This is a genomic window from Pedobacter sp. L105, from assembly GCF_009765875.1.
Lineage (GTDB): Bacteria > Bacteroidota > Bacteroidia > Sphingobacteriales > Sphingobacteriaceae > Pedobacter.
On sequence record NZ_LMUP01000014.1, the window covers coordinates 528,221 to 540,251 of the forward strand.

Annotated in this window: 12 protein-coding genes and 1 tRNA gene; 5 read left to right on the top strand and 8 right to left on the bottom strand. The window is 39.1% G+C overall.

Annotated features, from left to right (window positions below; genetic code table 11):
- The first annotated feature begins 163 nt into the window (after window positions 1–163).
- Together GSQ84_RS25410 and GSQ84_RS25415 are read left to right on the top strand one after the other, a co-directional pair.
- A complete protein-coding gene (locus GSQ84_RS25410; protein WP_158800173.1) occupies window positions 164–718 on the top strand; it encodes a GNAT family N-acetyltransferase in 555 nt (184 codons plus the stop codon).
- A 110-nt stretch (window positions 719–828) separates the two neighbouring features.
- Window positions 829–1,623 carry an SDR family oxidoreductase gene (locus GSQ84_RS25415; RefSeq protein ID WP_158800174.1) on the top strand — a complete coding sequence of 265 codons (795 nt, stop codon included), beginning with the start codon at window positions 829–831 and terminating at the stop codon, window positions 1,621–1,623.
- A 129-nt stretch (window positions 1,624–1,752) separates the two neighbouring features.
- Here the strand turns inward: GSQ84_RS25415 and GSQ84_RS25420 are convergent, their stop codons facing one another.
- The 4 genes from GSQ84_RS25420 to GSQ84_RS25435 all read right to left on the bottom strand — a co-directional run bounded on the left by GSQ84_RS25420 (window position 1,753) and on the right by GSQ84_RS25435 (window position 3,999).
- Window positions 1,753–2,148 (bottom strand): VOC family protein, encoded by a 396-nt coding sequence (locus tag GSQ84_RS25420; protein WP_158800175.1) that lies wholly within the window; start codon window positions 2,146–2,148, stop codon window positions 1,753–1,755.
- 48 nt (window positions 2,149–2,196) lie between these two features.
- Window positions 2,197–2,934, bottom strand: a complete 738-nt coding sequence (locus GSQ84_RS25425; RefSeq protein ID WP_254070985.1) for a YafY family protein — start codon at window positions 2,932–2,934, stop codon at window positions 2,197–2,199.
- A gap of 250 nt (window positions 2,935–3,184) precedes the next feature.
- On the bottom strand, window positions 3,185–3,682 hold the full coding sequence (locus GSQ84_RS25430; protein WP_158800176.1) for an SRPBCC domain-containing protein: 498 nt from the start codon (window positions 3,680–3,682) through the stop codon (window positions 3,185–3,187).
- The gene (locus GSQ84_RS25435) at window positions 3,679–3,999 is read right to left on the bottom strand and encodes a helix-turn-helix transcriptional regulator (RefSeq protein ID WP_158800177.1); all 321 of its coding nucleotides are present in this window, start codon (window positions 3,997–3,999) and stop codon (window positions 3,679–3,681) included. The genes GSQ84_RS25430 and GSQ84_RS25435 overlap by 4 nt, the downstream gene beginning before the upstream one ends.
- A 502-nt stretch (window positions 4,000–4,501) precedes the next feature.
- Here GSQ84_RS25435 and GSQ84_RS25440 point away from each other — a divergent pair.
- Window positions 4,502–5,146 (top strand): hypothetical protein, encoded by a 645-nt coding sequence (locus GSQ84_RS25440; protein ID WP_158800178.1) that lies wholly within the window; start codon window positions 4,502–4,504, stop codon window positions 5,144–5,146.
- Between the two features lie 221 nt (window positions 5,147–5,367).
- Here GSQ84_RS25440 and GSQ84_RS25445 read toward each other — a convergent pair.
- Both GSQ84_RS25445 and GSQ84_RS25450 read right to left on the bottom strand, forming a co-directional pair.
- Window positions 5,368–5,440: transfer RNA gene (locus tag GSQ84_RS25445), tRNA-Lys, on the bottom strand.
- 140 nt (window positions 5,441–5,580) lie between these two features.
- Window positions 5,581–7,860, bottom strand: coding sequence for a GH92 family glycosyl hydrolase (locus GSQ84_RS25450; protein ID WP_158800179.1), 2,280 nt, complete (start codon window positions 7,858–7,860; stop codon window positions 5,581–5,583).
- Between the two features lie 272 nt (window positions 7,861–8,132).
- On the opposite strand from GSQ84_RS25450, the gene msrA reads away from it, so the two are divergent.
- Window positions 8,133–8,624, top strand: coding sequence for a peptide-methionine (S)-S-oxide reductase MsrA (gene msrA, locus GSQ84_RS25455; RefSeq protein WP_158800180.1), 492 nt, complete (start codon window positions 8,133–8,135; stop codon window positions 8,622–8,624).
- 60 nt (window positions 8,625–8,684) lie between these two features.
- Here msrA and GSQ84_RS25460 read toward each other — a convergent pair whose 3' ends face one another.
- Window positions 8,685–9,248, bottom strand: a complete 564-nt coding sequence (locus GSQ84_RS25460) for a DUF4256 domain-containing protein (protein ID WP_158800181.1) — start codon at window positions 9,246–9,248, stop codon at window positions 8,685–8,687.
- A gap of 265 nt (window positions 9,249–9,513) precedes the next feature.
- On the opposite strand from GSQ84_RS25460, the gene GSQ84_RS25465 reads away from it, so the two are divergent.
- A complete protein-coding gene (locus GSQ84_RS25465) occupies window positions 9,514–10,110 on the top strand; it encodes a hypothetical protein (RefSeq protein ID WP_254070986.1) in 597 nt (198 codons plus the stop codon).
- A gap of 270 nt (window positions 10,111–10,380) precedes the next feature.
- Here GSQ84_RS25465 and GSQ84_RS25470 read toward each other — a convergent pair whose 3' ends face one another.
- The gene (locus tag GSQ84_RS25470) at window positions 10,381–11,952 is read right to left on the bottom strand and encodes a DHA2 family efflux MFS transporter permease subunit (RefSeq protein WP_158800182.1); all 1,572 of its coding nucleotides are present in this window, start codon (window positions 11,950–11,952) and stop codon (window positions 10,381–10,383) included.
- Window positions 11,953–12,031: the final 79 nt, after the last annotated feature.

The window sequence follows — 12,031 nt, forward strand, 5'->3', positions numbered from 1 at the left end:
CTTATATCGAGTCAAATGTAAGGAATAGCAGGAAGATTTTATCATATGATTAATTTCCTGGTTATCTTAGCTCAAACTGTTTTTTGTAATCCAGGTTTATATTCAGTGTAAAACAAGAACAGAACGTTTTAGCAATTCAGTCAGATGAATTAAAATTACCCTAATGAATGCGATAATTACAGAACGGCTGATACTCCGGAGACCAAAAGAAACTGATTTAAAGGATTTTCTTGCTTACAGAAATGATGCAGAGAACTTAAAATTCCAGCCCATTCAGCCTATCAATGAAGAAACTGCGTTAAGCTTCCTTAAAAAGCAAATGCTTATCGATGAAGAAAAAGAAACCGGCTGGGTGATGTTTGCTTTGGAGCTCAAAGATACGCATCAAATGATTGGCGAAGTTGGAATTTATATTTCACCAGATGATAAAAGTACCAGCGATCTTGGCTGGTCTGTTTTTAAAGATGAACAGGGAAAGGGTTATGCGGCAGAAGCGGCAAGTGCGCTATTGGACTATGCTTTTAAACTGAGGCGACTTAATCGGGTTACCGCAAGCTGTGTTTCAACTAATACCGCTTCTTTACAATTGATGAAGCGCCTGGGCATGCACAGAGAGGTAGATCGTACTCATCATCAATATATTAATGGAATATGTTATGATGAATACATTTATGCGATTTCCTGTGAAGAGTGGTCTGCCAGCGACTATCCTTCTTAAATATGCACTTTACTACATCCACAATAATAGTCACTATCCTAAAGGTAATCTATAACTATATTAAAGTGAATATCCGATAGTTTTGACCGAAATATAGAAAAACTCATCAAATGGAAAGTAAGCAAAATAGTACAGCACTTGAAGGTAAAATTGCCCTGGTAACGGGTGGAACCAAAGGAATAGGAAAAGCCATTGCCGACAGGCTGGCACAGGCAGGGGCTACAGTTATGGTAACGGCCAGAAATCAACCTGAAGAAACAGATCTGAAGCATCATTTTATAGCGGCAGATTTCGCCGAACCGGGAAGTACGGATAAGATCGTCAACGAGATCAGCGAAAAGTTTGGCAGGCTTGATATCCTGATTAATAATGCAGGTGGGTTGAGTAGCCCTGGTGGAGGATTTAGTGTGCTAACAGATGAGCACTGGAACAATGAGCTGCAATTAAACTTAATGGCTGCAGTTCGTTTGGATAGGGCACTATTGCCTAAAATGATTGAACAAAAAAGCGGTGTGATCATTCATATCTCCTCAACCAGTGGCCTGGTGCCTCTATGGGAGGCTAATATGCCTTATGGAGTGGCCAAGGCCGCACTGAATGCTTACAGCAAAACATTGTCTAATGAAGTTGCCAGCAAGGGGGTAAGGGTATTAACAGTTTCTCCGGGAGGGGTAAGAACTGGTGGAATGGAGTCTTTCCTACAAGGTCTGGCAGAAGGTTTAGGCATTACTGTAGCAGATCTGACTCAAAAAATGATGGACAGAATTGGCGGAATACCTATGGGAAGAATGGCGGAGCCTGAAGAGGTGGCCGATCTGGTTTATTTCCTGGTTTCACCAGCGGCCGCTTATTTAACAGGGGCAAATTATATTATAGACGGCGGTAATCTTCCGGTGGTGAAGTAAATATAAAAACACATATTGGTCTTCTATCGTATCCAGGTTTGTGCAACAACCTATTTGTTGCACAAACCTGGATGTTTAAGAATAAAAGAGGCTGCACTTTCTATTTGTTTGAGAAAGAAAATGCGGCCATTAACTGAACTTTTTTATCGCTTCGGCAGTAACAGGGGTAAAGAAGTTGATTAAGTTGCCATCTGGGTCGCGAAATAATAATGAGCGATTTCCCCACGGCATGGTAGTAGGCTCCTGGATGATTTCATTTAAAAACCCTTTAATCCTGCCATATTGCTCATCAACGTTTTCGACAAGAAATTCTATGATTACACTTTGGTTATTACCCGAATGCTCCAGATCTTTGCCGAACAAACTCATCGTGCGAGTACTTCCTATGGCTAAATTGCAGTTACTGGTAGTTATCTCTGCAAAGTCGTCTGTATACCATTGGGCAGAAATGCCGGTAACCTTTTCAAAAAACTGAACCAAACGTTTGATTTCGGGCGTGATGATTCTTAATGATGCTAAATTCATGATGTTATGTGTTTAATAAGGCACAAACATAAACCGGGCAGGTGACAGCTAGGTGTCAGGGGTCATAAACTTATTTTCTTTGTCTTTTAAATATGAAGCAAGTGTGAGCTGGTGAGGTGTGAAATCCAATTCGAGTGATGTAACCTTTAATATCCTGTCTAAACGAAACATTCTATAATCCTTTCTTAGGTGGCAATAGGCTATCAGCGCCCAGCTTTCCTGCAAGGTATAATATAAGGCAAATGGTTCAATGTCCCTTTTTGTTTTTTCACCTTTGTGTTCTGACTGGTAGGTAATATTTAACATTTTAAAGGCAGTTAGCGCATTCTGAATTAATGTCAATGAATTACTGGAACCCATATTTGGTGTGGCAGGACTCACAGCAATTCTATTTGCCAGTAATTCAACCTTATCTTTTGTTGCGTATAATAAAACAGCTTTTATTTTACTAATTGCATCTCTGTAGGCCATAACTAATGAACTATCGCTGTTTTTTAGGATTACCTGTTCAACTGTAATTAATGCATTGGCTTCATTTTCAGTAAACATAACGGGTGGAATTCTGTAACCTTCCATAAGCGAATAACCTTTTCCCTCCGCTGTGGATATTGGAACACCTGCCTGCTCCAAAACTTTGATATCCCGATAGATTGTCCTTACGCTTACGCCAAATTTTTCTGCAAGGGTAGTGGATGTTATCACTCTTTTTGATTGCAGCTGGGTTAGAATTGCAGTTAGCCTGGAAATTCTTTTAATCTCGTTATCGTTCATTTCGGAATATGACATTTATTTTGCCAGTATAAGTATCTATGGTAATTAATGAAAGTGGTATTAACTGGAAGTAGGTGTTCCATGACATTCGCCGACATTGGCGATCAATTGCCCTAAAACTATATCTTCTTCACAGTCAATACGCAAAATCTTATCATAGTCCTAAAGATCAAAATTCCATTTTTTACCTGGAACTATCTTGTTAATATGCATTTTGAGCCTTTAACATGTTTTTTAGTTTTGACAAACGTTTTGAAAACATAAATCATTTTTTAGATAATGTAGCCAATAATTCGTCAAGGTAATTCAATGTCATGGTAAATCCTCCCTGGAAACCCATTTCAATCATTTTTTCCATACGTTCTCGTGAATCATTTTTAATGATAATGCTCACTTTTGTTTTTCCATTTTCTTCACTAAAGCTAAGGTCCCAGTCAGATCCTGGTAATTCAGGGTTTTCATCTTTATCTGCAAAAGAATTTAAATATTTGAAATTGGTTTTTGGGCTAATGGAAGTAAATTGTTGAAGTGACCAATGCTCACTACCTTCGGGACTAACCATGGCGTAAAATCTTCGTCCCCCAACTTTAAAATCCATTACCTTTGTTTTTGAGCTCCAAGGTTTAGGTGCCCACCATTGGTCAAGAATTTCTTGTTTAGTAAAAGCATCCCATACCAGTGAAAGGTCGGCTGCAAATTCCCTGTTTACAAATACCGTTTTCTTTTCCTTGTCAACGGTGAAATCAAATAGTAAATTGTTCATATTTTTTTGGTTTTTATTGTTAATAATACGTTGTCCAATTGGTTAAATCTGTTCTCCCAAATTTTTCGGTATTGGTCTAGCCATGTATCTATTTCTTTCATTTTCTCAACTTCAAGGGTGTAGTAAATTTCTCTGCCTTGATATTGTTGTTTTACAAGATCACATTCTGTGAGAATGCGCAAATGTTTTGATACTGCTTGTCGGGTGGTGTGAAAATTTTCGGCAATGGCATTAGGTGTCATTGCTTGTATTGCTATTAAGGCTATAATAGCCCGTCTTGTTGGGTCTGCAATCGCTTGAAATATATCTCGTCTCATTGTCTAAAATACTTAATTAGGAAACCAATCAGTTGCAAATATATATGCAACTTTTCGGTTTCTCAAATTTTTTCTAAATTATTTTTTCTTTGGAGGGATTCAATATAAAACTAATTGCTGTAGTTATGTTCACAGCAGCACAATCTAAAGGACAATAAGCCAAACCTTCCAACAGTGGCTAGGCACCTTCCTGAAAACAAATATTGAACATACCGCTGCAACCAACATACCAACGCCAAATAGCTGGAATGAACTTTCCAGACCGATATTGACGATCAGGCTCAATCCCAGATTTGATACGTTTCGCGATATTTCTGGCTTGTCAGAGTTGAAGTAATACTTGGTAAGGAGTTACATAATTCTCATCATATTTATTTTAAATATTTCTTTTGATTATATTTAGTTAATAAATGAAGATATTCAATTCTAATCAGCTATGAACCAATACCATTATTTTCATTCATGATCATTTGTTAAATAAGGCATCTAAAACCAGTTAAATATGAGTAAGCATTATTTAAGAAAATTAAATTGCAGCATTATTATGGGAACATTGTTGATTAGCAATCTCCTATTTGCGCAGACAAAACCTGTATTTGATGCACCTTCGTGGAAACCTCCCTACCAACTCCCATTGGAGGGCTGGGGAATCGAGCGTTTTTTAATTCCTATAGATTTCGCGCCAAAGATTCCTTACACAGGTGTGGAAGATCTTCGTTTTACAAACGGATGGAGCGATGTGAAAAGTCCTGAGTATTGGTCGTATGCCTTTTTATGGATCATCGATGGAAATCCGACTATTAATGCATCAGTGATCGGCAAAAACTTAACTTATTATTACGATGGACTGGTTGCACGTAATATCGAAAAGAGGAATATACCCACCAAACTGGTAACAAAAACAATTGCTGCATTTCAACAAATCAAAGCCCAGGGACAGGATCAAAAAACATTCGCAGGTACTATTTCTATGCTTGATTATATGAGCCAGAAGCCAATGGTATTGTATGCACTGGTACATTTACGCAAATGTTCCGGACAAAATAAAACAATCCTTTTTCACCAAATTTCTCCCCAACAGCAGAATGACAATAAAGTATGGCTATCGCTGAAAAGTTTGTGGACGGAATTTAAATGTTCTCCATAATTTCGTTAGAAAGGGTGTTTATGTAGATAATCCCCTTAAAGCCCACCTCACAGGCCATTTTTAGTTAAAATCGGTTACCTAATTTAAATGGAAGGAAAGGTAACCGCAATGGTAATCGAATGGATTGACCTATTATGATTAAGAATGAAATACTTATTTGAAAAAATTGCTTATGAAAAGTATTTTAAACAAAAAGCCTCACATTTCTGTAAGGCTTTTAGTGACCCCGCTGGGGTTCGAACCCAGGACCCATACATTAAGAGTGTATTGCTCTACCAGCTGAGCTACAGAGTCAGTCATTCTTAAACAGTGTCAAATATAAAAGGTTTTTAACTGATTTGTTAAAATAATTAAAATCATTTTGACACGATTTGCTTCGCCGCATTGTTGACATCATAAATGCCAATGATACAGCGAAGTAAATCGACTCGAAGTTATACAGGCCGGTCTGCTTTACTTACACCAAAGGTTTTAGAAGGGCTATTGCCCATGTAAAAGACCATATTTCCGCCTTTTACTAAATCGCTATGTTTAATATAAGATTTATTATAAGGTTTTCCATTGAGGATGATCTTCTGTACATAAATATTCTTCCTGTTTTGGTTTTCTACAGTAATCGTGAACTTCCTGCTGCCTAAACTAATGGTTGCTTTATCCATGATAGGGGAGCCGATCACATAAACGCCGCTCATTGGGTTTAAAGAATAGAAGCCCATAGAAGATAAGACATACCAGGCACTCATTTGTCCGGCATCTTCATTACCGCAGATGCCATCTTTTTCAGTGGTGTAGAACGTGTTCATCACTTCTCTGACAACTTCCGCTGTTCTCCATGGTTCGCCTACATAGCTATACAGGTAAGCAATATGGTGACTCGGCTCATCGCCATGCGCATATTGGCCAATTAATCCTGTAACGTCATTTGAAGTGCCATGCATTTCAGATGACATGCTGAAGAAAGTATCCAATTTTGAGGTAAAAGCTTGTTCGCCTCCATTTAATTTGATCAAACCATTGGGATCCTGTGGCGCCAGCCAGGTATATTGCCAGCCATTACCTTCCGTAAAATCACCTCCTGGTTTAATGTTCAAAGGGTCAAAATCAGCTTTGAATTTTCCATTTGCCAATCTGCCTACAAAATGTCCTGCACTTGGATCATAGTATTTTTCATAAAGCTTTGCCCTTTTTGCAAAATAAACAGCATCATCTTTTTTACCCAGTTTTGCTGCCATTTTTGAAATGCCCCAATCGGCAATTGCATATTCCAAACCCCAGGATACAGACTCCACTTTCATGCTGTCGGCAGGAATGTAACTTAGTTTTTTTACAAACTGAATCCCTTTTTCTGGCATCATTGCGGTACTTCTAACTGCCTGATAGGCCAATTCAACATCCGATGGCGCAATCAGTCCTTTTAAATAAGCATCCGTGATCACCGGTATGGCGGGATAACCTACCATACAGTCTGTTTCGCTACCTTGTAATGGCCACATCGGTAATTTACCTTGTTGCTGATAAATTGATAAAAGGCTGTGCACCATGTCTTTCGATCTTTTAGGTTCGATAATAGTTAACAGTGGATTTAAGGCCCTGTAAGTATCCCAAAGAGAGAAAGTAGTGTAATTGGTAAAATTCTGATGGGTATATACCTTCTTATCGGTACCTCTGTAATCGCCGTTATGATCATCAAAGATAGTTGGTGAAAAATAGGAGTGGTACAGAGAAGTATAAAAGATTGTCTTTGTTGCCTTATTCGCGTCAAAGACGATTTTATTTAAAGCCTTGTTCCAGGATAGATCGGCATTTTGTTTTACCTTTTCAAAGTTCCAGTGCGGTGCTTCTGCTTTAATGTTAGCCATTGCATTTTCTGTACTTACAGGAGATATACCCACTTTGATTTTAATATCAGGGTTTTTTACTGCGTCAAAAAATAAAGCGGCTTTAACACCTACGCCTTTTACTTCTTTCCCGGTCACGAGAGTAGTGCCGTTATATAATGCAGCCCTGGTAGAAGGAACCGATAAAACAAGGGCAAAAAATACGCGTTCGTCTTTTGACCATCCTGTGGAATAGCGATAACCTACAAAAGTACTGTCATTGATTTGCTTGATAGAAGAGGCGACAGTTTTATCCCATAACATGGTAAAATCTAAATCTATCAGGATATGGGCATTGTCGGTTTTATCGTAATGGTAATGGTGAAAACCTACTCTTTCGGTAGCAGTCAATTCTGCTTTTACTTTATACTTATCTAAATAGGCACTATAATAACCGGGTTTACAAACTTCGCTGTCTTTAGAAAAGTAAGAGCCATAACCGCTCTCCATATCCTCATACTTTGCCGGAGTAAGTTGTACTTCTCCGTTGGCCGGAACAAGCAGGATATCGTTTAAATCACCAATACCTGTTCCGCTTAAATGCGTATGCGAAAAACCTAAGATCTCCTTACTGATATAATTATAACCGCTGCACCAGTCCCAGCCGTTGAATTGGTCCCATGAGCGCATGATCTGCGAGGGGCCTAATTGTACTGCTCCGGTGGGAACATTTGCGCCAACAAATACGTGTCCATGGCCCATTGAGCCTATAAATGGGTTTACATAACGGGTGAGTGGTTCTAGTTTTTGTACTTTCTGTGCTGATGCTCTTGAAGGCAGTACGGTGCTGATCAGCGCCGCAGCTGCAATTAGGGATAAGATTCTATTCTTAATCATGTATGGTTAAATGGGCTTTTATAGCATTTTAGGATCTGATAAAAGTAAAAAAAATATTCAACCAATACCCTTAATTAAAATGATTATGACATTTACTGTTATTAAGGTAAGCGACGAAAATTAAGCGCTGATCAAAAGTTTTATAACGGAAAAGGAAACTTAAACTTTATTTCACTGTTGAGTTAGTCATACGGAGCTGCGTGTTTATTATTGGCTATCCTTGTCATTTAAACGGCAGCACCGTACCTTTATTTAATTAAAAACGGAAAGATATGAATACTGAAAAAGCCATTCTCGCCGGCGGTTGTTTTTGGGGGGTAGAAGAACTTATCCGTCATTATCCTGGAGTGATCTCAACAGTTGTTGGGTACACAGGTGGAGACGTTCCCAATGCAACTTACCGGAACCATGGAACACATGCCGAAGCCATTGAAATCACATTTGATCCTTCAATATTATCATATCGTGGACTGCTGGAATATTTCTTCCAGATTCATGATCCTACAACAAAAAACAGACAGGGAAATGATATCGGTACCTCTTACCGCTCTGCCATTTTTTTTATGGATGAAACCCAACGGGAAACAGCGGAGACATTGATCGCTGAGATGGAGACCTCTGGCATTTGGCCAGGAAAGATTGTAACAGAAGTTGTTCCTGTAACCGATTTTTGGAATGCCGAAGCGGAACACCAGGATTATCTGCAAAAGAACCCATACGGCTATACCTGCCACTTTGAAAGACCCGATTGGAAAATGAGTTAATTTCCACAAAGCTTAGGTTTTACCTAAGCTTTGTTACTTCAACACTATTATAACATAAATTCAGACTGCTAACCAAGCCCTGAAAGCCCTGGCACCATAGTAAGATTGCGCGCCGTTATGATACACGAAAACATTGCCGTATCGAAAATCAGCGAAGATCGCACCGCCTAGTTTCCTGATTTCCGAAGGTGTTTTCAGCCAGCTTGATGTTTTCATATCAAACTTTCCCAATTTCTGCAAGGTGCGGTATTGTTCTTCAGATAAGAGTTCGATTCCCATGGCGGCAGCCATATCTATAGCGTTATTTTCAGGCTGATGTTCTTTCCTTGATTCCAGCCCCTCACGATCGTAACAAACACTTCTGCGGCCATTAGGGCTTTCTGCCGAACAATCAAAAAAGATATATTCATCAGTTTTTTGATCGTAATTCACCACATCAGGATCACCGCCGGTTCTTTCCATTTCATTGAGCGACCATAGTTTATCCGTATGGGTTTCCAGTTTCGCTTGTACGTTAGCCCATTCAAGACCTGTATGGCGATTGCTGTTTTTCTCAAAACGTGTTTTCAGTACACTGAAAAATTCTTCACGCTGCGCTGCCGATAACTCCTTTTTGTTGTTCATATTTTATGATATTTTTCTGATCCCGGCTCAAAGAAGATTACTGCATACCCAGGTAAGATGCAAACTTATCCTACTCAAATACTAAATTACTTAAAATCTTTTATCTGCGTTAAGCTTCCATATATTTTTACCATTTCGGTTTGCCGGGTGTGTATTTCGCAGCCAATGAATGTGCAATAATTATTTTTGATATATTTTAACTTAGGTGAAAAAATCGTAAAATTATATTCTGGACTTTTGGGTTATCAAAACATTTAAATAAAATATGATGTCAATATCTAATCAATTGAACGCAGCAAATGACGGCCAGGCCGTTCAAACTGCAAGATCGTTACGCCAGCTTTATTTTATACGTGTGGCATTTTCGGTAATCTGGGTCACCCTTGTAACCATTTTTGCGAAAAGCTCCCTTAGTATCGCTAGCATCCTACTGATCATTTACCCCGCCTGGGACGTAATTGGTACCTTCCTCGATATCCGCGCTAATCATAACAGCCCTTCTAAAATGCCGCAATATATCAATGCAGTTATTAGCACCATAACTACCGTGACAGTAATTCTGGCATTACAAAAAGGGATACCAGAAGCATTGATCGTTTTTGGAGCCTGGGCAATACTGACCGGTTTGATCCAGTTGATATTGGGGCTGCGCCGCCGGAAACTATTAGGTGGCCAATGGCCGATGATCATTAGTGGTGGTCAATCGACTCTTGCCGGCCTTTCTTTCATTTGGCAAGCGCATGCGCCTACAATGGGCATTGTTAATCTGGCCGGTTATTCCGCCTTTGGCGCCTTCTATTACCTGCTTGCCGCATTAAGCCTATCTAAAACAATTAGAAATAATAGCGCCACAGTAAAATAGACAGCTGTTATTTTTATCGCCTGAAACCAAAGAAGCTGTTTCCATATCCCGGACAGCTTCTCTGGTATCAGGTTGTCATTCTTAAAATTTTAAAAATTTACCTGCAAAGCTGTATTCCTTACGATGTGTGAGGTATGAACTCCGGCTAATTTGTCCTGTCAATTTAAATTCATCTCAGTATGGATGGCAAGATCTTTAAACTGGAGATTGGACGCACGGATTATTCATTTTTTTTGATAAGCATGAGAGATAAAGCAGTATAAGGAATATTTAGTGGGCATCTGTTGGAACGATGATTTTTTTGCTTTTAATGCATAACACAAAAGGAATACAGGCAAGAAAAAGAAAGCCGATAACAATATAGACATCCATATAAGATAATAAGGTTGATTGCTTATCCACTGTAACATCGAGTAGTTTTAGCGCACTTCTAATTGCAATATCGTTATTCAGCCCATGCGCTTTGAAATTTTGGGTCAGTTGATGTAGCCGCTCAATAATTTGTGGATCATTCGGGCTCAGATGACTAACCAGGCTTGTACGGTGAAATACATTTCTGCGTGCGATGAAAGTGGTAATAATAGCTATTCCAAATGATCCCCCCAATTGTCTGAGCATACCTGTAAAAGCAGCTCCTTCAGCAATTTCTTTAGTTTTTAACGTAGAAAAAGCAATGGCACTGATAGACAATAAGATCATATTCAGGCCAAAATACCTGAAGATCAATACATAGAAAAACACTCCAAATCCAGTTTCAGGGGTAAGGATTTTGGAGCTCATATAACAGTTAATGAAAAAAATCAACATGCCGGTGCCCATCATATACTGAGGTTTGACACCCATTTTCAAAAGTTTATTAGTTAATGGAAATATAAGAAGGCTCGAAAGAGAAGTTAAGCAGACTAATAATCCCGCATCAGTAGCAGGCCAGTTAAGTTGTGACTGTGTGAATAACGGCACGATGAATGTTGATCCGTAAGATCCAAATCCATAAATAAAAGAGAAGACCGTACCAGCAGCGAGGTTTCCATTTTTGAGTACTTTCAAAGAAACGATGGGATGAGGATAAATAAGCTCCCGCCAGATAAAACAAATCATGCCTAACCCGGCTATCACAGATAAAATTATAATGGTATGGTCGCTAAACCAATCATCTTCCTGGCCTTTCTCCAGCACATACTGTAACGAACCAACAAACGTGGCCAGTAAAATTATCCCCAGCCAATCTACCTGATCAGCAGGCATTTTATCGGCATACTTCGGGGATCTAACATATTGGAGAGTTAAGGGGATAGCCAGAATACCTAAGGGGATATTGATGAAAAAAATCAGGGGCCAGCTGTAATGATCAATAATATAGCCACCAAGAAGAGGGCCCATTGCTGGTCCTACAATCACGCTCATCATAAATATAACACTCGCTTGTCCGCGTTTTTCGGCAGGATATGATTCTGTAATTATTGTTTGAGAGGTTGCCAGTAATGCTCCTCCTCCAATACCCTGTAAAAACCTGAAGAACGCCAGCTCTAAAATACCGGTAGCTTGTCCGCATAAAAAGGAGAATAAGGTGAAAATTAAGATCGAGGCAGCAAAATAATTGCGTCTTCCAAACTGTCTGGAAAGCCAGCTTGTCATTGGAATCACGATAACATTCCCTATACTATAGGCTGTTACTACCCAGCTTACTTCTGATAAAGTAGCACCAAGGTTTCCCTGTAAATCATTTAAGGCTACATTCACAATTGTTGTGTCCAAAAGCTCCAGTATTGCGCAAAGCATGGCGACAAGGGTGATGATCATTCTTCTTGTACCATATTCAACCATAGTATCTGTTTGCATCATTTTTTTTTCTGCAAAAATGAGCGCAGACAAAATTTAAATAGTTTGATCAAGGAATTAAAACCTCTGCCAAACGGATTAA